This is a genomic window from Streptomyces sp. NRRL S-37, from assembly GCF_000721605.1.
In the GTDB taxonomy this organism is placed as follows: Bacteria; Actinomycetota; Actinomycetes; order Streptomycetales; family Streptomycetaceae; genus Streptomyces.
On the sequence record NZ_JOIZ01000003.1, the window covers coordinates 181,380 to 205,472 of the forward strand.

General features: G+C 71.8%; 21 protein-coding genes and 2 pseudogenes. 17 read left to right on the top strand and 6 right to left on the bottom strand.

Going from position 1 to position 24,093, the window contains the following annotated elements:
• Positions 1-380 precede the first annotated feature (380 nt).
• Positions 381-2,006 (top strand): BTAD domain-containing putative transcriptional regulator, encoded by a 1,626-nt coding sequence (locus IH50_RS0104965; RefSeq protein WP_030857631.1) that lies wholly within the window; start codon positions 381-383, stop codon positions 2,004-2,006.
• Positions 2,007-2,132: 126 nt separating this feature from the next.
• On the opposite strand, the gene IH50_RS38655 is transcribed toward IH50_RS0104965, so the two are convergent.
• A complete protein-coding gene (locus tag IH50_RS38655; protein WP_030857632.1) occupies positions 2,133-2,765 on the bottom strand; it encodes a TetR/AcrR family transcriptional regulator in 633 nt (210 codons plus the stop codon).
• 128 nt (positions 2,766-2,893) lie between these two features.
• Between IH50_RS38655 and IH50_RS0104975 the strand changes: the two genes are divergently transcribed.
• From IH50_RS0104975 to IH50_RS39365, 4 genes and pseudogenes are all read left to right on the top strand, one after another.
• Positions 2,894-3,562, top strand: a complete 669-nt coding sequence (locus tag IH50_RS0104975; RefSeq protein ID WP_030857634.1) for a hemerythrin domain-containing protein — start codon at positions 2,894-2,896, stop codon at positions 3,560-3,562.
• Positions 3,559-4,539: a hypothetical protein gene (locus IH50_RS0104980; RefSeq protein ID WP_051767173.1), complete on the top strand. Its 981-nt coding sequence runs from the start codon at positions 3,559-3,561 to the stop codon at positions 4,537-4,539. Before IH50_RS0104975 ends, IH50_RS0104980 begins: the two co-directional genes overlap by 4 nt.
• A 77-nt stretch (positions 4,540-4,616) precedes the next feature.
• Positions 4,617-4,763, top strand: a complete 147-nt coding sequence (locus IH50_RS37455) for a DUF397 domain-containing protein (RefSeq protein WP_037872016.1) — start codon at positions 4,617-4,619, stop codon at positions 4,761-4,763.
• 229 nt (positions 4,764-4,992) lie between these two features.
• Positions 4,993-5,127 (top strand): annotated as a pseudogene (locus IH50_RS39365) (sigma factor); the annotation flags it as partial.
• A 259-nt stretch (positions 5,128-5,386) separates the two neighbouring features.
• Here the strand turns inward: IH50_RS39365 and IH50_RS42410 are convergent.
• Together IH50_RS42410 and IH50_RS39370 are read right to left on the bottom strand one after the other, a co-directional pair.
• On the bottom strand, positions 5,387-6,994 hold the full coding sequence (locus tag IH50_RS42410) for a PE-PGRS family protein (RefSeq protein ID WP_234328086.1): 1,608 nt from the start codon (positions 6,992-6,994) through the stop codon (positions 5,387-5,389).
• Between the two features lie 370 nt (positions 6,995-7,364).
• Positions 7,365-7,559 (bottom strand): hypothetical protein, encoded by a 195-nt coding sequence (locus IH50_RS39370; RefSeq protein ID WP_078913852.1) that lies wholly within the window; start codon positions 7,557-7,559, stop codon positions 7,365-7,367.
• Positions 7,560-7,711: 152 nt separating this feature from the next.
• Here IH50_RS39370 and IH50_RS0105000 point away from each other — a divergent pair, with 152 nt between their 5' ends.
• The 3 genes and pseudogenes from IH50_RS0105000 to IH50_RS43495 form a co-directional block, all read left to right on the top strand.
• Positions 7,712-8,905: a trypsin-like serine protease gene (locus IH50_RS0105000; protein WP_030857640.1), complete on the top strand. Its 1,194-nt coding sequence runs from the start codon at positions 7,712-7,714 to the stop codon at positions 8,903-8,905.
• Positions 8,906-9,198: 293 nt separating this feature from the next.
• Positions 9,199-10,263 (top strand): tellurite resistance/C4-dicarboxylate transporter family protein, encoded by a 1,065-nt coding sequence (locus tag IH50_RS0105005; protein ID WP_199822045.1) that lies wholly within the window; start codon positions 9,199-9,201, stop codon positions 10,261-10,263.
• Between the two features lie 538 nt (positions 10,264-10,801).
• Positions 10,802-10,885, top strand: a pseudogene (locus IH50_RS43495) (zinc ribbon domain-containing protein); the annotation flags it as partial.
• Between the two features lie 390 nt (positions 10,886-11,275).
• Here IH50_RS43495 and IH50_RS0105015 read toward each other — a convergent pair.
• Positions 11,276-11,884, bottom strand: a complete 609-nt coding sequence (locus tag IH50_RS0105015; RefSeq protein WP_030857646.1) for a dihydrofolate reductase family protein — start codon at positions 11,882-11,884, stop codon at positions 11,276-11,278.
• A gap of 1,053 nt (positions 11,885-12,937) precedes the next feature.
• On the opposite strand from IH50_RS0105015, the gene IH50_RS0105020 reads away from it, so the two are divergent.
• The 9 genes from IH50_RS0105020 to IH50_RS37470 all read left to right on the top strand — a co-directional run bounded on the left by IH50_RS0105020 (position 12,938) and on the right by IH50_RS37470 (position 21,562).
• Entirely contained in the window at positions 12,938-14,032 is a 1,095-nt protein-coding gene (locus IH50_RS0105020; RefSeq protein WP_030857651.1) for a hypothetical protein, read from the top strand.
• Positions 14,029-14,511 (top strand): NUDIX hydrolase, encoded by a 483-nt coding sequence (locus IH50_RS0105025; protein WP_030857654.1) that lies wholly within the window; start codon positions 14,029-14,031, stop codon positions 14,509-14,511. Before IH50_RS0105020 ends, IH50_RS0105025 begins: the two co-directional genes overlap by 4 nt.
• Positions 14,512-14,535: 24 nt before the next feature.
• A complete protein-coding gene (locus IH50_RS0105030; RefSeq protein ID WP_030857656.1) occupies positions 14,536-15,315 on the top strand; it encodes an SDR family NAD(P)-dependent oxidoreductase in 780 nt (259 codons plus the stop codon).
• Positions 15,316-15,821: 506 nt separating this feature from the next.
• Positions 15,822-16,934: an inositol-3-phosphate synthase gene (locus tag IH50_RS0105035; protein WP_051767175.1), complete on the top strand. Its 1,113-nt coding sequence runs from the start codon at positions 15,822-15,824 to the stop codon at positions 16,932-16,934.
• Positions 16,927-17,961 carry a phosphotransferase gene (locus IH50_RS0105040; RefSeq protein WP_030857659.1) on the top strand — a complete coding sequence of 345 codons (1,035 nt, stop codon included), beginning with the start codon at positions 16,927-16,929 and terminating at the stop codon, positions 17,959-17,961. The genes IH50_RS0105035 and IH50_RS0105040 overlap by 8 nt, the downstream gene beginning before the upstream one ends.
• The gene (locus tag IH50_RS0105045; protein WP_030857661.1) at positions 17,958-18,929 is read left to right on the top strand and encodes a hypothetical protein; all 972 of its coding nucleotides are present in this window, start codon (positions 17,958-17,960) and stop codon (positions 18,927-18,929) included. The genes IH50_RS0105040 and IH50_RS0105045 overlap by 4 nt, the downstream gene beginning before the upstream one ends.
• Positions 18,926-19,453 carry a hypothetical protein gene (locus tag IH50_RS37465; RefSeq protein WP_037872017.1) on the top strand — a complete coding sequence of 176 codons (528 nt, stop codon included), beginning with the start codon at positions 18,926-18,928 and terminating at the stop codon, positions 19,451-19,453. Before IH50_RS0105045 ends, IH50_RS37465 begins: the two co-directional genes overlap by 4 nt.
• Positions 19,450-20,736 (top strand): DegT/DnrJ/EryC1/StrS family aminotransferase, encoded by a 1,287-nt coding sequence (locus IH50_RS0105055; RefSeq protein ID WP_037872019.1) that lies wholly within the window; start codon positions 19,450-19,452, stop codon positions 20,734-20,736. The genes IH50_RS37465 and IH50_RS0105055 overlap by 4 nt, the downstream gene beginning before the upstream one ends.
• A 97-nt stretch (positions 20,737-20,833) precedes the next feature.
• Positions 20,834-21,562 carry a helix-turn-helix domain-containing protein gene (locus IH50_RS37470; protein WP_234328087.1) on the top strand — a complete coding sequence of 243 codons (729 nt, stop codon included), beginning with the start codon at positions 20,834-20,836 and terminating at the stop codon, positions 21,560-21,562.
• Positions 21,563-21,591: 29 nt separating this feature from the next.
• On the opposite strand, the gene IH50_RS0105065 is transcribed toward IH50_RS37470, so the two are convergent.
• Both IH50_RS0105065 and IH50_RS0105070 read right to left on the bottom strand, forming a co-directional pair.
• Positions 21,592-22,551: a class I SAM-dependent methyltransferase gene (locus IH50_RS0105065; RefSeq protein WP_078913855.1), complete on the bottom strand. Its 960-nt coding sequence runs from the start codon at positions 22,549-22,551 to the stop codon at positions 21,592-21,594.
• Positions 22,548-23,885, bottom strand: a complete 1,338-nt coding sequence (locus IH50_RS0105070) for an aspartate aminotransferase family protein (RefSeq protein ID WP_078913856.1) — start codon at positions 23,883-23,885, stop codon at positions 22,548-22,550. The genes IH50_RS0105065 and IH50_RS0105070 overlap by 4 nt, the downstream gene beginning before the upstream one ends.
• Between the last annotated feature and the right edge of the window lie 208 nt (positions 23,886-24,093).

Consider the following 24,093-nt stretch of genomic DNA (forward strand, 5'->3'; position numbering starts at 1 on the left):
CCGGCCGACATCGACGGTGCGGCCGATGCGGTGGTCCTGCCGGGACGGTGGGGCCGTAGGGCGAGGGGTCTCCACATGGTGTTCTCCTCCATGAGTTTCGAATGCCCGGCGTTCGTCGTCGCCGGAGCGGCGGAGCGGGACGGAGCGGGACGGAGCGCGAGCGGCCTCATCCCCTGGTATCGCCGCGGTCTTTTCCCGTCGGACGCCGTTCGGATCCGACCGCAGCGGTCCGGCGGCAAAGCGTCTCCGTGGCGCTCGGGCCGAGCCGGTCGGCCCGGACGTCCCCACCCTGGCGTCGCGGCCTCTGCACCGACCTTGCAGTCACCTTGCGGGCCAGCCAGCATGGGAAGTGGGAACGCCTTGCATGCGCTGTTGATCACATGGGGGGACGTGTGGACTTCCGGCTGCTGGGGGAGATCGAGGTGCGGTCAGCGGGCCGGCCGCTCGACGTGGGGACACCGCAGCAGCAGGTGGTGCTGGCCGCGCTGGTCGTCGGCGCCCGAAAACCGATCGCGTTGGAGGCACTCGTCGACCGGGTCTGGGACCACGACCCGCCCGCCAGCGCCCGGCCTGTGCTGTACGCGCACCTGAGCAGGATCCGAGGGCTGCTGAGACAGGCGGCCGCCCCCGGGGGCGGGACGACTGCGCGGATAGAACGCCGGCACGCCGGCTACGTGCTGGATGTCGACCCCGAACTGGTGGATCTTCACCGGTTTCGTCGACTGGTCGAGCAGGGCGCCGACCGGCAGCGTGATGACGAGGCCCGGGCCGCGGCGCTCGCCGAGGCTCTGGGCCTGTGGCGTGGAGAACCCCTGGCCGGTCTCTCGGGCGAATGGGCCGCGCAGATCCGGGCAAGCTGCCATCGGCGGCGGTTGGACGCGGTGGTGTGGTGGGCGCAGGCGGAGCTCCGGCTCGGCCGTCCCACCGCGGTGATCTCCGCGGTGCCCGATCTCACCGCCGAGTATCCGCTGGCCGAGCCCCTGGAATGCGTACTGATCCAGGCGCTGCACGCGGCCGGGCGGGGTGCGGAGGCTCTGGACCGCTACGGCGTCGTCCGACGACGGCTGGCCGAAGAATTGGGCGCCGACCCCGGTGAGGAGCTCCGAACCGTGTACCGGACCGTCCTGAGGGGGGATCCGCCCCCGCCAGGAGAGGCCGGCGCCGCCCTGCGCACCGCCGGGCCGGGTCCTCTCCGGTCGCGGGCTGCGGCCTCGCCTCCCGCGGTGGCCCACCGCTGGGCCGATCCGGTTCCGGTGGGCGGCGGTGCGTCCGTCGGTGCGCCGTCCGGGGTGGGCGCCCGGACGGCGGCCCGCACCACTGCTCCCCGCCCCGGTCCCACCGGGACGCCGTCGTCGCCCGAGGTGCCGCTCGGGCACCTTGCTGCGGACGCCACCGACACGTCGTCGAGCAGGCAGCGGGTGAGGACGACCCGCCGACGCGCTTTGCTGGCCGCCCTGGTCGGGGTGACCCTGCCTGCGGCGGCGGGGTCGGCGCACGTCCCCCGGCGGGACGAGAGCGACGGCCCGCAGGCGGCGTCGGTTGAACTCGCGCGGGAACTCTTCGCCGCCGCCGAGGCGTTCGACCAGGAGGGGAGGGCACGTGACGCGCGGGCGACCGTCATGGACGCGGTGCGGCTGTGGGACGAGCTCGTCGGACTGGACCCGGACCGCAACGGACCGCCTCTCGCTCCCGCCGTCCTGCGGGCGTTGGGCAGGGCCGGTGTGGACTTCAGTGTCCCGCGGCCCGCGCTCCTCAGCTGGCTGGGCGATCCGGTCCACACGCCCTATCCGGCGATCTCCCAGGTGATCCTGCTGCGGGGATGGCGGTTCACGGCACCGGTCCTCCTCGACGCCGTCGTCTGGAACTACGAGCACACGCCCGAGGTCACCTCTCCCCGCGACGCCGCCGACGTGCGCACCGACGTCCTGAAGGCGGCCGTCCTGGAGAACACGAGAACGCGCCACGGCACGCAGATGATGGAGTTCGATCAACTCCTCAGGCCCTGAGTGCGGAGGCGCCCGGGGTGCTGGACCGAAGAGGGGACGGGGCCGCTTGTTCGACAGACTCCCCGGCCGGCCGGCCTGCCGTCCACGCCGCGTGGTGGCGGCGCGAGAAGGAAACGCCCGCCTCGCCTATGCCGGGTCAGGGTCTTCGAGCATGTTCAGGGCCTGGCGGGAGAGCAGGCGCTCCGCGGCGTCGTAGCTCCAGCCGCAGTCGACGACGAGCGAGCGCCATGCCGACAGCCCGAAGCACAGCCACAGACGGTCCGCCGCACCGTTCACGTCGAGATGCGGAGCCACTGCGCCGATGGAGACCAGGTGCTCCGCGGCTTCGCGAAGCGCCTGGCGGTACTGCGTGACGACGTAGTCCCACACCTCCCGCGCTTTGGCGTCGCTCGCCATGGAGGAGTAGAGCAGGTCGATGGACGGAGCGAAGCGTTCGGTGTTGTCGCGGACACCGTGCGCCAGGCGTGCGACCGCCGAGGCGAGGTCCTCGCTCCGGAACACCTCCTCATGGATCCCGGTGGTCCGCGAGTCCGCCACGTCCGTGGCCAGGAGGGCGTGCAGGAGCTCCGTCTTGGTCCCCACGCTCGCGTACAGCGTCTTGGTCGCGACGCCGGCCGCGCGAGCGATGTGCCCCATCGTCACCTGTGCGTAGCCCTGCGCGATGAAGAGCTCACGCGCGGCCGCCAGGATGTCCTGCCGGGTCTGAGCCGCGCCCCGCTCGCGCCGTGGCGATCGATAACTCCGGGTCGGTGCGGACATGTCTCCACCTTACCCCGAGGTAAGGGCAAGCGTATTCATTGCAGATGCTGTAACTTCAAAATGGGACTTCCCTTCCGGACGGGAAGACCCTGCACCATGCACCCCTCAACCCGAAGGTTTCGCACCCCATGGACATGAACGCCGGGCGTGACTCACAAGCCGTCGTGGAAACGCGGCTCACCCATGAGACACACAGACTGGCCACCGGGCTGCTCGTGGACGCCGCCGGCCACCCCTCCGTGCCTGGCGAAGCGCTCGCGCAGTTACGGGACTTCCTCGTGGTGAACCTGCGTCACCACCACGAGACCGAGGACGAGTGGCTGTGGCCGCTCATCCTGACCGCGGCGCCCGATGCGAAGCGCGCACTCGACGACCTGAGCGAAGAACACGAACGTCTGGACGTCGCGCTCGACCGCCTCGCCGACATCGGCCTCACCGGCGCGAAGGACCAGGACGGCGAGGATCCGAACGAAGACGACCGGCACGCACTGCGCGAGGCGGCCGTCGCCGTGCGCGACAGCGTGCGCGACCACCTGGACCACGAGGAACCGGTGCTGTTCCCCGCCCTGCGGGCGCACGTCACGCCCGCGCAGTGGGCGGAGTTCGCCCAACGGGTCATCGCCACCACGCCCCCGGTGGCCGGGCATCTGATGATCGGCCTCCTCGACGAGGTGGGCACACCGGCCGAGGTGGAATCGATATTCGTGAACATGCCGCCGCCGATGAAGTCGCTGCTGCCCGCCCTGCGCGACCAGGCCGCCGCCGACCTGCGGGTGCTGCGAGGTATCGGCTCGTGACGGACACACACCTCCGCTGGCCGGACACGGCGTACGAGGCGATCACGGGCGACCTGACCGTCGCGGTCGCCTACCTCACCCCCGCCGGAGGCGCGGTGGTCACCAGCGTCTCACCGGTAGGGCTCGCGAACCGGGCGGCCAACCAGGTCAGCTTCACCACCTCGCTGGGCTTCCCGAAGAAACTGGAACGCATCTTCAACAACCCCCGCGTCGCCCTCGCCTATCACACGCGCACGCACGGATTCGCCGCCCACAGCCACTATGTCCTCGCCCAGGGCAGGGCATCGGTGGACCTTCAGCCCTCGGCACAGCGGCTGGCGGAGCTGATGGACGCCACGGAGCCGTTCTTCGGGAAGACCAAGCACGGAAGAGTGTGGGACTGGCTGCTGCGCGAATACCACCAGGAGCGCGTCTTCGTCGACGTAGGCCTGGAACGCATCAGCACCTGGCCCCACCTCTCCGCACACGGACCGGCAACCGTGACCGGCCCGTCCTGGCCACAGCATCCCGCCGAACAGCGCCCCCCGAAGAACGGCACGACACCCCGGATACCCGTCTCCAAGCTCGCCCGGCGGATCGCCGCCCTCCCGCATCGCCTGCTGGCGTACGAGGGGGCCGACGGCAGTCCCGTCATCCTCCCGGTGACGGTCACCGGACACGACGGGACCGGGCTGCGCCTCGGCGCACCGCCCGAACTCCTGCCACCGGGCGGACGCCGAGCGGGATTCCTCGCCCACGCGTTCCGACCGCAGTGCGTCGGTGTGAGCATGCGCACCGCCACCGGCTGGCTGACCGTCGACGACGGAGAGGCGTTGTACGCCCCCCACACATCGGTCGGCATGACGGCGCCGCCCAGCAGGACGGTCATGACCGTGGCCAACGGCCTGCTGGCCAAACAGGGACTGCGCCGCGCACGACGCAACGGCACCACCGCGCACCTGCACGACCTCGCAGCCGGCGTCCGCCCCGGCGCGTAGCCCGGATTCCGGAGTGACCCGGGAGTACGTGTGGCACCCGCCCTCTGCCTGGAATCCGTCTGTGAACGTTCTCCACGTTGCCTCTCCGGGGTGACAGCTGTGTGGAGGTCGCGATCGCCGAACAGGCCGTCCACGTACGGGACTCCAAGGACGTGACCCGCTCGCCCCTCGCCGTCGGCCGCGAAGGCCGGGGGCGGTTCGTACGGTTCGCGTCGGAGCGCTGAGCGACTTGAGGGCGTGCCGTCCGCCGGAGTGGCGGACGGCACGCCCTCAGCGCGTTCGGGGGCGCTTGGTCTCGTCCGTGGAGCCGTAGCCGAGGGCCGCGCGGTTGATGAGACGGTCACCGGGGTCGCGCACAGGTGCGGGCTTCGGCTGCGGGACGGCGCTCTTCGCCGTGGGCTTCTTCGGGGCGGGCTTCTCGCCGCCCGCACGCTTGGCCGGAGTCGCCTTCGCCTGCTTGGCGCTCTTCGCGGCCGGCCGGCCTCGCCGGCGTACCGTCTGCTCGGCTCGGCCGCCGACGCCGAGGACGCCGTGCAGGACGCGTTCCTGCGCTGGCAGGCCGCGGACCGCGAACGGGCCGGGCCGCCGCCTTCGCCTCGTCGCCGAAGCGTTCCTCCGGGCCGGTCCGACGGGGTGGGGACGAGCACGGCACTCCGTACGCCGAGTCGGCGTACGGACGCGAAGAGTGGACGGGCCGTCAGTCCGGAGGTGAGCGCGGGACGGTGTGAGGGGCCGTCTGCGGTACGGAGGGAAAGGGCGCCGGATGCCGGACGAGGCGTTCGTGGAGCCACCTGCGTCGGCTTCGGTCCGGAGGTCCGGTCGGAGAGGGTTCTTCGACGGCTCCCTCCTACTCCCGCCGGCCGACCAGTGTCTTGTGGAGTTCCCGCTTCTCCTCCGGGGTCTTGGCCGCCCGGACCCGGTCCGCCCAGTCGCTCTTGATCTCGTCGAGGAAGGCGTGCCAGCTCTTGCCGTCGCCGCCCATCTTCGCCAGTTCCACCAACCGCTGGTTGTTCTTCATCTTGCCGTCGCCGATCTTGTCCGGCTTGTGGCCGTGCAACGCGGACTCGGGGTTGGCGATCGTCTCCGTGGACTTGACGCCGTGGTGGTAGCCCACCGGGCTGGAGGCGCCCGGCGCGATCGTCTCGATGCCGACGAGCAGGGAGCCGTCCGTGGACGTGGTCGGTGCGGTGAACACCAGGAGCATGTGGCCGTAGGAGCCGTTGGGGAGGATGACGTCACCGTTCCAGTCCTTGGTGCCGATGCCGCCGATCGCCTGGTCGATCCCCAGCAGCTTCGGGGTGGTCACGCCCGGGACGGCCTTCGACGCCACATTCGTCAGTGACGCCCCGATGCCGCCCTTTTCCACGAAACGGCCGGACGTCCCGCCCTTGTTCGGGCCGATGGAGGAACGGTGCGTGGCGAAGCCGCGTTCCCTGACGTGTTCGTCCTGCTTGCCGTCCTCGGTGACGCCGAGGAATTCGAGCAGCTGATGGGGGTTGTCGCCGTCCTGGAGGGCGGGGATGCGGATGTTTACGCGTCCGCCGTGCGCGAGGGCCCGGATGACGTCACCTTCCCGGTAGTCGACGTGTTTCTTGTCCTTGGTGTACTGCAGGCCGTGCCGCAGGATCAGCAGGACGTTGGTGAGGATCTTCCGGGCGAAGGCGTCCTGCGACTCGTGCTCCGGCTCGAGTTCGTTCGCCCCGGGGTGCTTCCGGTCCTCCGGCACGCTCTCCGGGACCAGGGTGTCGAGGGCCGTCTCCCGGATCTGCGTGTCCCGCTCCGCCTCCAGCTCCCGGCGCTCCTCACTGTCCTCGGCAAGCCCTTGGGTCCGCATGAAACGGCCCAGGGTGTAGGCGGGGTTGACCGGGACGGGGGCGCCGGGGGCGGGTCGCTGGGTCCGGAAGGCGAGCGTCGCGGCGAGGATGCGCCGGCCCGGAGTGAGCTTCAGCCAGTCCGAGTAGTCGGGCTTCTCCTCCGTGGCCCTGCCCTTGCCCTTGTCCTCGGATGTGCTTGCCTTCGCCGCGGCGGACCTCCGGCCCTCGGCGATCCCGAGGCCTTCCGCCAGGGTGCCGATGCCCACACGGTTCAGCCACGCCGTCCGCTTCTCCGACAGCAACTCGATGTCCTTGAGCTCTTTTTCCTGGAAGACCTCGCCGAGGACCAGCCGCCGTTCCAGGACCCACCGCACCTTGGCATCGGGAAGCAGCCAGTCCTCCGGCCACTTCTTGTGCGGCTCCCAGATGTTGAACTTCCGCTTCTTCTGACGCGCGTGCTCCTCGATCGACCGGGCCAGCCGCACGATCACCGCGTCCGGGTCGGTGGACGTCTCCAGGGACGCCTCGTCGGGAGGAGGGGACGCCTCGGTCTCCTCCTGCCGCACCCGCTGGACCGCTGCGGTCACGACCCGGTTCCCGGCGGTGCGCTGGAGCGCCAGCAGGCCGGTGGGGTCATCCACCGACCGCGACGACAAGCCCGATCGTCTCCGCCGCGTGTCCCGGTCCTGCCACCGCTCCCGTCGCTGCTGCTGTGTGTGCATCCCTCAGACTGACCGGCCCCCCGGTCCCGTTGGAAGGGAGGATGGGGCATTCTCCGGGGCAGAGCGTTGCCCTTTCGTTCGCTTGGCGTATGCGAGGAATTCCGCTCCCGGCGGGAGCCCGTACCCGCGTGGGTGGACAAACCCCCTGATGGTCGCCGGCTCCACGGCCGGACAGGGCAGACCGCTGCCGCCCGGGGCGTCGCCTCTATGTGTTTACGCTGCCGACGTGTCATCGCTCGTGTGGACGCTCGGAGGGTGGCACATCCGGCGGGGGCCACGCGCGTCCTCGTCACAGCTCGAAGCCGATCGTGGCGTACGCGTAGGACTCGCCCTCCCGCGGTGCGCGGTTCCAGGACCGTGTGGTCAGATGCGGCAGGATGCCCTCGGCCAGGGCGTGCCGGGGTGCGGCGGCCGGCGTGTCGCGGACCGCGTACTTCTCTCGGAGCGCTGGGGGCGCCCGGTCTCTCCTCCGCCGAGATCCCAACTCGAAGCAATAGATGTGAAGTTCGCGCGCCTTCCGATCCGTCGGAGCCTGGGCGGTGTGGATCAGCTGTGGATCGAACGTAGATCGGGGGCCATGAGGATGCCCGTGACGTCTGGATCACAGACCGCCACGGCAAGAAGAGAGGCATCCTCATGCGTGACAGCAGAACCGGCCTGTGGGCCGCGGGTTCGGCCCTGACCGCCGCGATGGCGCTCGTCGGCGCCCTCGCCTCGGGCGCCAGCGCCGGGCAGCAGCACGACGGCAACGGCGAGAAGGCCGTCCCGATCTCACAGGTCGTCGGCGCCGACGACCTGCGGAAGATGAACGAGCAGCGCCCCCTCGTCGCCGCCGCGAGCATCCTGGCCAAGGCCCAGGAGCAGGGCGACTACGAGGGCTACACGGGCATCGGCCTCCAGGAGGAGCACGTCACCCTGTGGTGGAAGGGCGATCTGCCCGAGCCCGTGCGGCAGGCCGCGGAGCGGGCCCGCGGGACCGCCCCCGTGCGCATCGTCGCCGCGGAGCACTCGCTGGCCGAACTCGAGGACGCCTCCGAGGTCTTACAGGCCCGACTGGAGAAGGACCCCTCACTCGGCCACAGCGTCAAGATCCCCACGGACGGCAGCGGACTGGTACTGGCCCGGGACACCACCAGCACGGCGCGCACCGCCTCCGCCGCGCAGGCCCGGCGCACGGTCGACCGGATCGCCGGCGTGCCCGTGAAGGCGGTCAGCGAGGAGCCCCTGCGGGAACGCTCCCGTGTGAACGACGGCGCGCCGTGGTCGGGCGGGGCACAGATCAACTTCGACGGCGGTGCGTGCACGGCCGGGTTCGGTGTGCGTGACGCGAGCGCGACCTACCTGCTCACCGCCGAGCACTGCGGCCGGAGCGGCAACCGGTTCACCAACCCGCAGGGCGCCTACATCGGTACCTCCACCAAGTCCAGCGACCCCCACGACGTGATGCTCATCCCCACGAACTCCGACAACTTCATGTACACCGGGGGACCCGACAGCGACGCGGGCGTACGGGTCGACGGCTGGGACCACGTCTTCCCGGGCGAGTACCTGTGCCAGTCCGGAATCACCAGCGCCCGGGCCACGGGCGGCCCGGTCTGCAACATCAAGGTCCTCTTCTTCTACAACGACTCCGAGGACCTGGTGGAGGCGGAGCAGATGAACGGCCAGACGGTGGCCCGCAGCGGTGACAGCGGCGGCCCGGTCTACACCGCCTCGGCCTCCGGCGGCGCGATAGCCAAGGGCACGCTGACCCGTAGCGCGGGGTCGCGCCTGGGCTTCCAGGACTTCTACACGGCCACGCGGGACTTCGGCATCTGGATCAACAAGTAGACCGTAGATCCATGGATCCGTCCTCGCGGCCCGTGCCGTGAAGCGCTCGGGCACCGTCGCCCGGCACGGGCTCCGTCCGTGCCGGGCGACGTGCGTCTTCGTCACGGGCGCCGCCCGAAGCCGATCGCCGTCGCGGGTGCGGTGCCCGGCGGGAACCGTCGAGGAGAACCGCCGGACCGGCGTCGTACGCCCGTGCCCCGGGGCTCCGTCCGGGGTCACGCCGCACGCCCGTCGTCATGGAGAGGGCCGAACGTCCCGAGGCGGCCGGGGCCCTGATCACATACGGTGCCGGAGTGCTTTCCACGTCACTGCCCCCGTCACCCCGGCTGGCCGGCCTGACACCGGCGCGTCTGTCCCCCGGGTACTTCGCCCTCGTCATGGCCACGGGCATCATCTCCGTCGGCTGTCAACTGCGCGGCTGGACCCTGACGGCCCGGTCCCTCCTCGTCCTCACCGCCGTCGCGTACGCCCTGCTGGTCGTCCTCACCGTCTGGCGCTTCGTCGCGCACCGCCGTGAACTCGCCGCGGACGCCCACGACACCCGCAAGGCGTTCCTCTTCTTCACCTTCGTGGCGGGCACCGACGTCCTCGCCGTCGGCCTGGCCGGCCAGGGCCACTTCCTCCCCGCCACCGTCCTCCTCGTGATCGCCGCGCTCACCTGGGTGGTCCTCGGCTACACCATCCCCTGGGCGGCGGTCCTGGGCCGCAGCGAACGCCCGGTCGTGGCGGCCGCCAACGGGACCTGGTTCGTCTGGGTGGTCGCCAGCCAGTCGGTCGCCGTGGCCGCCGCTACCCTGGAGCCCCACTACGAGGCCGCACGCCATGGCCTGGCCGTCGTCGCGGTCTTCTCCTGGTCGGTCGGCTGTGTCCTCTACGCCGCCTCCGCGATCTTCGTCTCGCTCCGCCTGATGCTCTACCCCCTCGAACCGCGCGAACTCGACCCGCCCTACTGGGTCTCCATGGGCGCGGTCGCCATCACCGTGGTCGCGGGAGCGCGCATCGTGGAGATGGAGAGCGCCCCCATGGTCGACGCGGTGCGCGGACTGGTGGCCGGCATGTCGGTCGTCTTCTGGTGCTTCGCGACCTGGCTCGTCCCCGTCCTGATCGCCGTCGGCGTCTGGCGCCACCGCGTCCACCGGGTGCCCCTCGCCTACGAGCCCACCTGGTGGAGCATCGTCTTCCCCCTCGGCATGTACGCCGTCGCCGGCATGTACCTCGGCCGCGCCGACGACCTCCCCATCGTGGAATGGATCGGCCGGGCCTGGCTCTGGGTCGCCCTCACCGCCTGGACCCTGGTCCTCCTCGCCATGCTCCGCACCCTGCTCACCACCAGGTCGCGGGAGCCGCAACGGACGTGACCGGCTGTGGGCCGGCCGTCCGGCCCCGCCGCCGTCCCGCGTACCTCGTGGAAGCGCCCGGGCCGAGCCTCACCAGGGACCCGAGGTCGGCATTGACGCCGGGGTGAACCTGCCCCTCGCCCTCTCCGACGGCGACCACCAAGATCACGGACGCCCGCCCCGCCTTTTCGACGGGACGGCCGACCGGGACAAGTGGCTGAACCCGCGGGAGAAGGCCAGACTGCTCGGCCTGGAACAACGCGCCGCCCAGCGCAAGCAGCACCGGGGGCGCGGGGAGAAGACCTCCCGCCGCCTGCGGCACACCTACGACCGGATCAAGCAGTTCCGCGCAACAGCCACGCGCCGCGCCGTTGACCGGCAGCACAAGACCACTGCCGACATCGCCAAGCGGTACGGCACCGTCGTGGTCGAACAGCTCACCATCAAGAACATGGTCAAGTCCGCCAGAGGCACCATCGAGGAACCCGGCAGGAACGTCGCGCAGAAGTCCGGCCCGAACCGCTCCATCAGCCAGGAGGCATGGGGCCGCACCGTGACGATGCTGACGTACAAGACCGCCCGCCACGGCGGCACCCTGCACAAAGTCCCCGCCCCCGACACCTCCCTGCGCTGCTCGGCCTGTGGTTTCACCACACCGGGCAGCCGGGAGGACCAGGCCACGTTCGTGTGCAAAAACCCCGGCTGTCGGGAGGGCAGTGGTCAGGCGTCCCTGTGGCGTCAAGCCCGCCACCGCAAGGTAGGCAGGAATCTCCCTCGTTCACGAGGGAGAGCACTTCAAGTCTGCCCGGCCTCCCCCCGAGCACCCGCACACCGACCTGATCCAGTGAACCGCCGGCTCCGGGGCGGGCATGCGCGAGGCGTCGCGGGCCGGGCCGTGAACCGAGCGGGCCGCACCCCGGAGCGGGATGCGGCCGGGAACCGCGGTGTGCTCTACGCGCACGGGCAGGCCAGTCCGGGCGTCGTGCGGTTCGGGGAGCAGGTCACCACGGCCAGGGTGAGGTACGAGGGGCCCTCACTCCCCGAGCGTGGCGACGGCCTCCTCGTAACCGCCCGTCGGCGGCGCGGTGTCGGGCCCGTACACGAGGTTCAGCACACCCGTCGTGAACGTCTGGGACTTGAGCAGCTTCAGCGGGATCGACGGCTCGCCCTCGTCGAAGAGGCGCATGCCCTTGCGTACGGCGATGGGGTGGACGAGGAGGTGCAGTTCGTCGAGGAGGCCCGCGGCCAGCAACTGCCGGACGACGGAGACCGAGCCGCTCAGCGAGATGTCACCGCCCGGCTCGCTCTTCAGCGCGGCGGCGACCTCGGCGACGTCCCCCTGCGCCTGCTCGGAGTTCCGCCACCGCAGGTCGAGCCGGCTGCGGGAGAACACGATCTTCCGCATGTCGCCGAGCTGCTTGGCGAAGCCCGCGTCCTCGCCGCCCGCCGCCTCCCGCTCGGGCCAGGCGCCGGCGAAGCTGTCATAGGTCCTGCGGCCGAAGAGCAGGACCTCCGTGGTGTTCATGCCCGCGCCGACGGCGGCCCCCATCTCGTCGTTGAAATAGGGGAAGTGCCACTGGTCGGGCGCCTCGACGACGCCGTCGAGCGAGATGAACAGGCTGGCGGTGATCTTCCGCGGCATGGTGTCCTCCGGATCCTGGTGCGTGTACCGGGTATGACCGTGCCACCCGCCGGAAGTCATCGGTGGGCGGCACGCGGATCGTCCGGACGGCGTCCGGTTTCCCACGGCGCTCCGGCTCCGGCCCGGGAAGGGGCCGGGCGTGGGCTGCCGGCCCTGACGCTCCGGGCGCCCGTGCGGGCCCCGGACGTTCGATCTGGACGTACTGCCGCCCCCGATGGCGGAGACGGGCCGATGAGCGTGCGCGTGGACGCGGCTCGGATCCGCCGGGCGGCGCACAGGAAGTGGCCTTCGTCATATCCGGTACCGCGGCCGCCTCGCGAAGGCGGGTGTGACGGTCGTTCTCCGACGGCCGACTAGTGACATCACTAGTTCACGTCCGGCAGCGCCTCGCGGCCGATCCGCCGGCCCATGGCGAGAACCGCGCCATGGCAGGCGGGATCCGGTACGGTCCGGCACCGTCCGGCCGGGGTCGGAAAGGTTGAATCCGCCCATACCGAACAAGTCCGCGCCGATTTCACGCCACATCACCGGAAGGGGTGAGGAGGCCGAATCGGTGTGTCCGTGGTCCTTCATGTCAAGGAACTGTCCCGCTCGCCCTCGCCGAAAGGGAAAAGGAGCGTTGAAAGTTTCAATGATGTTTGAGATGATCGCTTGCAGTTCGTAAACCTCATGTGGTCAGCAAGCGAGACTCAGAAGTCAACGGGCCAGTAACTTACCGGCCGGTTCGCCCTCTGCCCAGTCAGTGAAAACCGATAATTGTCGCCCGGTCTCTCCTCTGCCTTTCCGGAGGAGATCCGGCCATGCGGTGAGGGTCTGCCGTGACATGAAGGGGAGTGTCGCAGTGGATATCCGCCGAGGTGATCGCTGTCCGTCGCGACAGAAAGAAGCGGAATGCTGAAGAGAACGCGCTCCTGCGCAGAAGCGGCTCCTGCGGAGATGTCCGCCACAGGAGGACCGACCGTGACCGCCTCCGGCTCCGGTACGCGAGGGAGATAGAGCACCCGTAGCCGGTGCCGCACGATCACTTCTTCCGCGTCATGGAGGCGTTTCACCTTGGGGTTACCACGCGAGACCCGGACGACCTGGCACGACCTGGAGTTACGGGTCCGGGCCGAGGACCCCGAGGTCCTCGACTACGTCAGCAGCCAGCACCGTCTCGCCCGTGAGGAGCCGGACCGGGCCGCCACGCGGATCGACATCGAAGCCGTCAGCTCCCCGTCCCGGCTCGCGGAGCTGACCGCGGGACCGGCGACCGAGCGTCGTGAGTCCTACGCCGGCTGGTGGTACGGCTGCCACCGGAACGAGGACGGAGCGTTCGTCCTCGTCTCGCAGGAGGGGCACGAGTTCCCGCACGCCCTGATCACCACCGACTTCCTCACCTGGGAGATCGTCGCCGCGCACGAGCACGAGCTGGGACTCGTCGTCACCCGCACCATGCGGGAACTGGTGCGCGAGCACTTCGTCGACCGCGGCGCGCTCATGCTGCACGGCGCGGCGGCCGTCCTGCCCGACGGCACCGGGGTGGTCCTCGCCGGCCCCTCCGGCGCCGGCAAGACCTCGGCCTCCGTCCAGCTCGCCCGCGCGGGCGGCCACTGCGTCGCCACCGACCGGTGCCTGCTGCTGGCCGACGGCCCGGAATGGGCCGTGGTCGGTCTGCCGCTGTCCACCCGCCTCACCCGGGAAGCGGCGGCCGGTCTCGGTATCGAGCCCGGCGAGAAGGACAGGCTGATCAGACACGGTGAGGCGGCCGTCCGCAGACCGGACCCCAAGGGCAAGATCTCGCTCAGCAACGAGGAGATGCGGCGGCTGGCCGGTGTCGAGTTCCTGGCCTCCACGCGGATCGGCACACTGGTGCTGCTCGAGAACACCGGCGCCCCCCGGCCCCTGTCCGGCCCGGTCGCCGAAGGGGAGGCCGTGACCGCCCTGGCCGAGCACATCCTCGTGCCCGACACGGCGTACCGCGGCCGGTGGCTGTCCGCGGACGCGAGCCCCGAACCGGCCGGTGACGTCAAGGGCCGGCTCGGCGAACTGGCCGCCGCCGTGCCCGCCCGGCACGCCACATGGACACCGGCCACCTACGAGAGCGACGTTCTGGCGGCCTGGCTCACCCCGCGCGCCGGTGCCGAGAAGACAGGAGACCCCTCATGACGACCACCCCGAAGATCCGTTACAGCGCCCGGGCCCTGCTGCTGGACGAGGACGACAGACTCCTGTTGTTCTCCAGCGTGGACGACGCCAACGGCGAGACCTTCTGGTACCCGGTGGGCGGTGGCATCAAGGAGGGGGAGTCGCCCGAGGAAGCCCTGCGCCGGGAGGTCGAGGAGGAGACCGGACGCACGGAGTTCGAGATCGGCCCCCAGATCTGGTACCGGGAGGCCGTCGCCTCCTGGGGCGGCAACACCTACGACTGCCGCGAGCGGTTCTACCTCTGCCGCGTCTCCCACTTCTCCGTCGACACCAGCGGTTTCAGCCAGGGGGAGATCGACACGGTCTCCGGTCACCGGTGGTGGACGCTGGACGAGCTGGACGCCGCCACGGACCGGCTGGTGCCCGCCGACCTGGCACCCCGGCTGCGCGCCGTGCTCACCGACGGCGCCCCCGCCGAGCCCGATGTCGTCGGCAGCTGAGCACGGAACCGGAGGGACCAGCACGTGAAGGGACTACGAGGACGGCCCGCCCTGGTGACCGGCGGCGCCCAGGGGATCGGCAGGGCGGTCGCCGAGCGCCTCGTCGAGGAGGGCGCCCACGTCATGATCATGGACACGAACGAAGAGTCCGGGAAGTCCGCGGTCGCGGAACTGACACAGCGCCCGGGCGGTGAGCACGTCGGCTTCGTGCACGGCGACATCTCCGACGAGAGCGACGTGGTGGCCGCGGTGGAGGCGGCACGGACCGCGTTCGGCGGTGTCGAACTCCTCGTGAACTGCGCCGCCGCATTCATCACGCGCGGGATCGAGGCCACCGTGGAGGAGTGGCGGCGCGTCACGGACGTCAACATCATGGGCCACGCCCTGATGGTCAAACACAGCGCGCCCCTGATGGAGGCCGCCGGCGGCGGCAGCGTCGTCAACGTCTCCTCGATCTCCGCGCACATCGCGCAGCCCCGGTCCGTCACCTACAGCGCCACCAAGGCCGCCATCATCGGCATGACCCGGTGCATGGCCACCGATCTGGCCGGAGCGGGAATCCGGGTGAACGCGGTGAGCCCGGGAACGGTCTGGAGCGACAACCTCGCGCGCCGCTACAAGGAGAAGTACGGAGTGTCGCGCGAGGAGGCGGATGCCCGCCCGGACATCGGCGGCCGGCACATGCTGCACCGCACCGCAGACCCGGAGGAGATCGCCTCCGCCGTCGCCTTCCTGCTCTCCTCGGAGGCCGGTTTCATCACCGGTGAGAACCTCATGGTCGATGCCGGGCTCACCGTGACGTGACGCCGTCGTGCCGTGCGAGGCCTTCACGGCACGACGGCACACCGTGAGGCGGGGCCGCTCCCTCCGGAAAGAAGCCGCCGCCCCGTTCTCCTGTCCGGCGCCGCTCACCCGGCGCCGATGATCTCGTGGACCCGTACCCGCCGTACATCCTCCTGTTTTTCGCCCGGGGGTTTACGGGTGGCTTGCCATGCCCATTTTCCGCTCCTTTTCTCTGCGCTTCTCGGGGGCGCGCGTGAGACACCGGGATTCGGTTCGATGCGCGAGGGAACGCGTTCTGGAATATCGCCGTCACATGTGACGGGGAGAATCCCTTGCGTTTTTCGATGCTCCTGGTGGATAAATGAAGTCCGCTGATATACGTTTTCCTGAACCGGGCGAACATTGCTGGACCGGATCCACTGTTCGCACCGATCCTCGGCCGAGTGAAATGCCTCGACGCCGCGTGAGATGCCTCAGTGCGCCGAGTAATCCCTGACGATCGTCAGGTATACGTCCGGAGGAATACATTGAGTGACAACGTGATCAGGGTCGCGCTGGCCGGCGTCGGCTCCTGCGCCTCCAGTTTCGTGCAGTCCGTGGTCCTGGACCGGGAGCGGTCCGGCCCCTCCAACGGCGTGATGCACGAGTACATCGGCGGCCACCGTCTCGGCGACGTGGAGTTCGTCGCGGCCTTCGACGTCGACGCCCTGAAGGTGGGCCGGGACCTCTCGGAGGCCGTGTACGCGGGACGCACCGCCGCCGTCCGCCACGTGGACGTGCCGCACCTGGACGTCACCGTCCAGGCCGGCCCGCTGCTCGACGGCCTCGACGGCACGCTCGGCGACGCCGTCGACGCCCACCTCGCCACCGCCGTCGCGACCCCGGAGTCGCTGGCCGCCGCCCTGGCCGCCGCGCGCCCCGACGTCGTGGTCTGCCTGCTGCCCACCGGCTCGACCGAGGCCGTCCAGACGTACGCCAGGGCCGCCGCCGAGGCGGGCGCGGGCTTCGTCAACGCCACCCCCGAGCCCGTCGCCAACGACCCCGCGCTGGCGGCCCTGTTCACCGAGCACGGCGCCCCCCTCCTCGGTGACGACCTGCGCAGCCACCTCGGTGCCACCACCCTGCACACCGCCCTGATCGAGCTCTTCCAGAGCCGCGGTGTCGAGGTCAAGGACAACTACCAGCTCAACGTCGGCGGCAACACCGACTTCCTGAACCTCTCCGACCCGGCCAGGTCCCGCTCGAAGCAGGTCTCCAAGCGCAAGGCCCTCGCCAACGCCGGCATCGACTCCCGCGAGGTCGCCGCGGGCCCCAACGGCTTCGTCAAACACCTCGGCGACCGCAAGGTGTGCTTCCTGCGCATCGAGGGCGAGAGCATCATCGGCGCCCCCGTGCACATGGAGGTACGCCTCGAGGTCGAGGACAGCCCCAATGCCGCCGCGGTGCTGGCCAACGCCGTCCGCACCGCGTACAGCGCCTCCCGCCAGGGCATGGTCGGCGTCATCGACCCCGTCTGCGCCTTCCTGTTCAAGAGCCCGAAGACGGGGGCCAAGGAGTCCGAGGCACTGCACGACTTCCAGGCCTTCGTGCGCAAGGCCGGCGAGCACCACGCGCTGCAGGCGGTCGACGGGAATGCCTGACCCCGCCTCCTGGCTGCCCGAGCGCGACCCCGCCGTGGCCCGCGTCCTCGACCGGAGCTACGGCCTCGGTACCCACCGGGCGTGGGCACTGAACCGGGAGAGCGTCAACACCGTCTGGCGCGTGACCACTTCGCGGGGGGAGTACGCGCTCAAGCGGCTCGGGCGGGACGTCTCCCCGCAGTGGACGGCCTTCGAGCACGCCGCCCTGCCCCGGCTGACCGCCGCCGGCATCCCGGTCGCGGTTCCCGTGCCGACGGCTGAGGGAAGCAGCTCGGCCGTCCACGACGGGTCCGTCTGGCAACTGCGGCCCTGGCGGGAGGGCCGGCCCTTCGACTCGGGCCGGCCGGGCGACATCGAACAGGCCGGTGCCTTCCTGGCGGCACTGCACCGCGTCCCGGTCGACGGGCTGCCCGCGGACGGCCAGAGCTCCACCCGCAACCTGGAGTTCTGGCTCACCACCGCGCAGCCCCCGCACGCGGCGCTGGACGAGGTCGACGAGACAGCCGCCCCGTACGTGAGCGCCGCCGTGCGCGCCCGTGCCCGGCGCGCCTACGCGGCGGTGCTGAGCCGGGCCCGCACCGAACTCGCCGGGTACGGAGACCTCCCCGAGGTCCTCACCCACGGCGAGGTCGCGGGCTCCAACCTGCTGTACTCCGACAGCGGGGAGCTGGCCTGCGTCCTCGACTGGGACGCGCTGCAGTTGCGCTCCCGTGTCTACGACGTGGCACGGGCGCTGCTGTTCCTGCCCCGCAAGGCCCGCGGCGGCTTCCAGGTCCTGCCGGACCGGGCCCGGGCGGTCCTCGCCGCCGCGACGGCGCACGAGCCGCTCACACCGGACGAACTCGGCTCCCTCATCCCGGTGCTGGAGCTGAACTTCGTCCCGTCGCCCGACTACCTCCGGCAGGTCGCGCGGCGCGCCCCGGGCATCCTGGAGTGGTACCTCGGCTGGCGGGCCGAGGGCGCCGGCGCGGTCCGCGGCATCCTCTCCGACGTCATCGCCACGGCGCCGCAGGGAACACCGCGATGACGCGGTACGTGTGCCGCACCCCGCAGCACGCGGTGGCGCTGGACGTGGGCCGCGACACGGCCGCGTACGCCCGGGAGCTGCTCGGCCCCTACGTCCGGGTCGCTCCCGGGCCCGGCGGCCCCGACGACGCCCGCTGGCGGATCGGGACCGCGGACCGGACGCGGCCGGCGGGGGAGGAGGTGGTCATCACCAGCGCCACCGAACCCCCCACCCGGCTCTGGTACGACGGAACGGCCCGCGAGGTGCTGTTCGACCCGGCGATGCCACGCCACTTCCTGCGGCACAACCTGGTCCGGTTCACCCGCATCCTGCTGCGGCTGATGCACGCGGAGGAACCGGAGGTCTTCCCGCACGCCGGGCTGGTCGCCCGGGACGACGGGCACGGCGCGCTCGTACTGGGGGCGAAACGCGCGGGGAAGACCTCCACCGTCCTGTCCGCCCTGCGTCACGGGCTCCGCTTCGTCGGCAACGACGACGTCTCCGTCCGCGCGGACGCCGGCGGCTGGACCGGGCGGGGCTGGCCCCGTCGGGTCTCCGTGCGCGGGGACACCTTCGCCGCCGCCGGACTGCCCGGCGACACCGGCCGCCTGCTCCACCCGGCGGAACTGCGCGACCTCGTGGGCGGCCCTCCGCTGCTGGCCGAGGCGCGGGTCGGGGTCCTGGTCTTCCCTCGGTTCCACCCCGAACCCGGTGTCGTGCCCCTCGGCCCGGAGGAGACCCTGGCCCGGCTCACCGCCAACGAACTGCCCACCGTGGTCAAACACGCCGACTTCCTGCTGCCGTTCTTCGCCCCCGTCGCGCCGGCGGTCCGGCAGGACCTCCTCGCCCGCCTGGCGGCACAGGTGCCCGGCGTCGAACTCCGGCAGGACTTCTCCGCCCTGCACGACGGAACCGCCGCACTGACCCGGCTCCTGGACGGAGACATCCCCGTACCACCTCCGGCGAGGGAAGAAGGGCACAGAACGTGAGCACGACCGGCAGCCGGGTGTGGGTGGTGGGCCCCTCGGGCGCGGGCAAGAGCACCGTCGCCCGCGCCCTCGCCGAGGCCCGGGGCCTGCCCCACTACGAACTGGACGCCATGTTCTGGGCGCCGGGCTGGCAGCGGCGTCCCGAGGACGAGTTCCTCGCCGACGTCGCCGCCCTGGACCGCACCGACGGCTGGATCGCCGACGGGCAGTACGCCGCGGCCCACCCGGTCCTCGAGGAACTCGCCGACACCGTCGTCTGGGTCGACCCGCCCCGCGGCGCCACCACGGCCCGGCTGCTGCGTCGCACCGTACGACGGCTGCGCACGCGGGAGGAACTGTGGAACGGCAACCGCGAACGCCCCGGCAGCGCCCTGCAGCTCGTGCTCTGGGCCCACCGGGAGTTCCCCGTGGTCCGGCGCACCAACACCGACCTGTTCGCCCGCATGCAGGCCCGCTCCGTGCCCTGCCTGCGGTTGCGGACCCCGCACGACATCCGAGAACTACTCAGTAAGGAACGGGCATGACGCGACTCGCGCTCCTCGGCGGAGAGCCCCTGCTGACCCCGGCCGAGCGGCCCAAGTGGCCGGACATCACCGAGGAGGACATCGGAGCGGTCACCGCGATGCTGCGACGCGGTGAGATCACCTACAACGGCAGCGAAGGCGAGGTCCAGGCCCTGGAGAACGGCTACCGGGAGCGCCTCGGCGCCGCCCACGCCCTCGCCGTCAACTCGGGCACGTCCGCCCTGCACTCGGCCTTCTTCGGCCTGGACCTGCGTCCCGGTGACGAGGTCATCGCCCCGGCCTACACCTTCCTCGCCACCGCCATGCCGGTCTTCACCTGCAACGGCGTCCCCGTCCTCGCCGACGTGGATCCCGACACCGGAATCCTCGACCCCGACGGGCTCGCCGCCCACCTCACGCCGCGCACGAAGGCCGTCGTGGTCACCCACCTCATGGGTTTCCCCGCCGACATGGAGCGCATCACCGCCTTCGCCCGCGCACACGGCCTCGCGGTCGTCGAGGACTGCTCCCAGGCGCACGGCGCGGAGTGCTCGGGCCGGCCGGTCGGCCGCCACGGCGATGTCGCCGCCTTCAGCCTCCAGGCCAAGAAGCAGGTCACGGCGGGCGAGGGCGGCGTCCTCGTCACCGACGACCGCAGGATCTACGAGCGCGCGGTGATGCTCGGTCACTGCATCGACCGCGGCGAGGAGGACGTCACCAGCGACGAGTACGGCGCCTACGGCCGGACCGGCTTCGGCCTCAACTACCGCATCCACCCGGTCGGCGCGGCCCTCGCCCGGGGCGCCCTCGCCCGGCTCGACACCGTGCTGACCGGACGCGAGCGGAACTACGGCCGGCTCGGCGCCCTCCTGGACGACATCCCCGGCATCACCCCGCCGGTGCGCCGGCAGCACGTCGACCGCGTCGCCCACTACGTCAGCTACCAGCCCCTCTACGTCGCCGAGGAGCTCGGCGGCCTGCCCATCGACGTCTTCACGGCCGCCGTCAGGGCCGAGGGCGTCCCGCTGACCCGGCCCACCTCGCCTCCGCTGCACCGCGAGGCCGCCTTCCAGAGCCCGTCCTGGCACCCCGGCACGTACCACCCCGGGGACAACACCTACCGCGTGTACCGGGGCGACGAGTTCCCGGGCGCCGACGCCTACATCGCCCGCGTGCTGCGGCTGCCCACGTACTCCGACGAGCGCCCCGAACTGATGGACGCCTGGGCCGAAGGCATCCGCAAGGTCGTCACCCACGCCGAGGAACTGCGCGACCGGCACGCCGCCGGTGCCCTCGCCGCGTAGCGGCTCCCACTCTCGCAGCCCGCGTCGGCCCGGTACGCCCCGTCGCGTACCGGGCCGGCACCGCACCACCGCTCCGCCCCGACACGGAGGTCATTCTTTGTCCGTCGACAACAGCTCCCGCTCCATGCTCGCGCGCGGTCTCGGCGTCCTCCGCGCCTTCCGGTCCGGCGAGCCGGAACTCCCGCTCTCCGAGATCGCCCGCCGGGCCGACATGCCCAAGGCGACGGCCCACCGCATCATCACCGAGCTCGTCAAGGAGGGCATGCTGGAGCGCGGGGAGAAGGGACTCAGGCTCGGCATGGGCCTGTTCATGCTGGGAGCCAGGGTGCCCCGCCGGCTCATGCTCCGCGACATCGCCTTCCCGCACGCGCAACAACTGCACCGGCTCACCCACGGCAGCGCGTTCGTCCTCGTCGCCGACCCCACCGGTGCGGACGCCGTCCTGGTGGACGCCGTACGGCGCACCCACGAACCCGGCCGCGGACTGGGCATGGAGGAGACCCGGGCCTCCGACCGGGCCGCGACGAGGGTGTTCCGTGCTTTCGGCGCCGAGGACGACACCGTGGCCGGCCGGGGCGCGCGCGTCCGGGAGGCCGAGTCGGCCCGCGTGCGGCATCAGGGCTTCGCGGTCGTCCGCGGCGTGCCCGGCGTGGTCGGTGTCGCCGCCCCGGTACTGACGGCATCCGGCGCGGTCGCCGGGGCACTGGCCGTCGCGGGGCCGCAGGCCGGGTTCCACGTGGGCCCGGCGGCCGCGCACCTCAAGACCGCGTGCGCCGCCGTCTCCCGCGCCCTGCGGCGCAATCCCGAACTGCTGACCGCCTCCTGACGGCGTACGGCACCCGCCGCCCTTCCCGGCTACGGCTTCCCGGCCACGAACAGCGTGGGCAGCAGTCTGCCCGCGAGGTACTCCTCCCGGGCCGCGGTCAGGGTGTCCCGGATGAGGTCCGCCGAGGCTCCCCCGTAGATGTTCGCGACGCTCCCGCGGAAGATGCGCACCACCTTCAGCCGGTCGGTGAGCAGTGCCACGGCCCAGTCGGTCAGGTCCTTGCGCTCCACGTCGCCGAAACCGGCCCGGGCCAGCTGGTCCGTCCGGCCGGTCAGCGACGTGGTGAAGAAGACGCCGCGCGGATGGACCGCGCGGAACGCCTCCGAGGGCTCCTCGCCGTCCGGCGTGAGGCTCACCTCCTCGGTGACCACCAGCAGCCCGCCGGGCCGCAGCAGCCGTGCCGCCTCGCGCAGTACGGCGCCCGGGTCGGGGAAGTGCGGCATCGAGCCCGTGACCAGCACCAGGTCGAGCGAGGCGGCGGGGAGGGGCACGGCGGTGGCCGAGGCGCACAGCTCCGTCATCGTGGTGCGGCCCTGTGCGCGGCTGATCCGGGCGCTGACCTCGCAGTGCTCGGCGACGAGGTCGACACCGTAGGAGCGCCGCACCTCGACGCCCGCGGCGGCGAGCCTGTCCACGGTGTAGCGCAGCGCGCCGCCGAAACCGCTGCCCAGCTCGCACAGGTCCACCGCGCGGCCGGAGCCCAGGCGGGCGACGACGGCGCCGACCACGGCGTCGCAGCCCTGCGGGCCGAAGTGACCCATCTGGTCCAGGCCCAGGAGCCCGTCGGGTCCCTGCTCGCCGGTGAACTCCACGATGGCCCGCTCGGTGTTCTCCCAGTCGTGCAGCGCGGGGAACAGGTCGCGGTGGTAGCGGTACTGGACGCCGGTCTGGTCGGGCGCCTGTGTTTCCCGCGCGCTCCGTGTTCCCTGAGCCCTCTGTGTCTCCCGTGTCTCCCGGGTTCCGGCCGGGACGCCGGGTTCCGTGCTCATCTCGTACTCCTCGCGTTGCTGCCGGGGCCCGGCCCGGACGGTCGTGGGGCGGGGCGTCGGACGGTCAGGGCCGGGGCGGCCGGCGTCCGGAACTCGTCGGGCACCGCCGAGCAGACGGTGTCCAGCAGGGCGAGTGCCTCCTCGGCGTCCTCGTCCGTGGCGACCAGCGGCGGCAGCAGCCGCAGCACCTCCGGCCGGCCCAGACAGGGCGAGACGACCAGGCCCCGGCGGCCGAGCTCCATCAGGATCTCGCCGGCGGCGGCCCGCGTCGCGAACTCGACGCCCCACAGGAGGCCCTGTCCGCGCACCGCGGTGACCAGACCGGCGTGGCGCTCCGCCAGCCGGGTCAGGCCGGAGCCGAAGACCTCCGCCAGACGTGCGCCGCGCGGGGCGAGTTCCTCCACCACCCGCAGCGCCGCCACACCGGCCGCGGCGCCGAGCGGGTGCCCGGAGAACGTGGTCGTGTGCGCGAAGGGGTCCGCGGCGAGCGGCGCGTACAGCTCCGGCGTCGCCACCACGGCGGACACCGGCTGCACCCCGCCCCCCAGTGCCTTGCCGAGCAGTACGGCGTCCGGCTCGAGACCGAGGCCGGTGCCGACCAGGCGAGGACCGCAGCGGCGCAGCCCGGTCTGCACCTCGTCGGCGATGACGAACGCACCGTGGGCGCGGGCCGCGTCGGCCAGGGCCTTCAGGAACGCGGGGTCCAGGGGCCGTACGCCGCCCTCGCCCTGCACGGGTTCGAACAGGACGGCGGCGACCTCCTCGCCCTCGAAGGCGCCGGGTACCGCGGAGACGTCCGCGGGAATGTGGGTCACCCCGCCGAGGAGCGGCTCCAGGGATGCGCGGTAGCGGGCGTTCCAGGTCGCGGCCAGCGCGCCCATGGACTTGCCGTGGTAGGCGCCCTCGACCGCGATCACCCGCCGGCGGCCGGTGGCCCGGCGGGCCAGTTTCAGCGCCGCCTCCACCGCGTCGCCGCCGTTCAGCCCCAGCCACACCTTCGTCAGGCGGCCCGGGTCGGCCCAGCCGGCCAGCGCCTCGGCGAGCGCCGCGGTGGCCCGGTTGCCCAGGACCCGGCTGGACACCGGCATCGCGTCCAGCTCGTCACGGACCGCCGCCACCACGGCCGGGTGGCGCTGGCCCAGCAGCGTCACCGCGTAACTGCCGAAGTCGAGCGTGGTGCGGCCGTCGGAGAGGCGCATCCGCGCGCCCTCGCCCCGCGCCTCGACGGCGCCCGAGCCGTTCATGCCGTAGACGAGGGCCAGTTGCGGCGAGAGGTGCCGCCGGATCGCGGTGAGCGTCTCCCGGGCCGTCCTGTCACCGGTGTTCGCGGTCATGTGCGCAGCCGTCCTCTTCCGTGGTCCGGCGGATCGCGGACCGCGCGACGCGGTGCTCCTCAGGGGGAGGGCCGCCGGTCGGCGGGGCGGACGGTCCGCAGCTGTCGGGACACGGTTCTAGCCCCCCGCGCGCGTCCCTGCGAAGCGGTGTTCCGGCTGCCGGAACACGCGTTGAACCCGGACGCCGCCCTTGACAGGGTGATCATCC

Coding starts and splice junctions, on each gene's coding strand:
- IH50_RS0104965 (WP_030857631.1), top strand. CDS start 381: ATGGGGGGACGTGTGGACTTCCGGCTGCTGGGGGAGATCGAGGTGCGG.
- IH50_RS38655 (WP_030857632.1), bottom strand. CDS start 2,765: ATGTCCGCACCGACCCGGAGTTATCGATCGCCACGGCGCGAGCGGGGC.
- IH50_RS0104975 (WP_030857634.1), top strand. CDS start 2,894: ATGGACATGAACGCCGGGCGTGACTCACAAGCCGTCGTGGAAACGCGG.
- IH50_RS0105000 (WP_030857640.1), top strand. CDS start 7,712: ATGCGTGACAGCAGAACCGGCCTGTGGGCCGCGGGTTCGGCCCTGACC.
- IH50_RS0105015 (WP_030857646.1), bottom strand. CDS start 11,884: ATGCCGCGGAAGATCACCGCCAGCCTGTTCATCTCGCTCGACGGCGTC.
- IH50_RS0105025 (WP_030857654.1), top strand. CDS start 14,029: ATGACGACCACCCCGAAGATCCGTTACAGCGCCCGGGCCCTGCTGCTG.
- IH50_RS0105040 (WP_030857659.1), top strand. CDS start 16,927: ATGCCTGACCCCGCCTCCTGGCTGCCCGAGCGCGACCCCGCCGTGGCC.
- IH50_RS0105045 (WP_030857661.1), top strand. CDS start 17,958: ATGACGCGGTACGTGTGCCGCACCCCGCAGCACGCGGTGGCGCTGGAC.
- IH50_RS0105055 (WP_037872019.1), top strand. CDS start 19,450: ATGACGCGACTCGCGCTCCTCGGCGGAGAGCCCCTGCTGACCCCGGCC.
- IH50_RS0105065 (WP_078913855.1), bottom strand. CDS start 22,551: ATGAGCACGGAACCCGGCGTCCCGGCCGGAACCCGGGAGACACGGGAG.
- IH50_RS0105070 (WP_078913856.1), bottom strand. CDS start 23,885: ATGACCGCGAACACCGGTGACAGGACGGCCCGGGAGACGCTCACCGCG.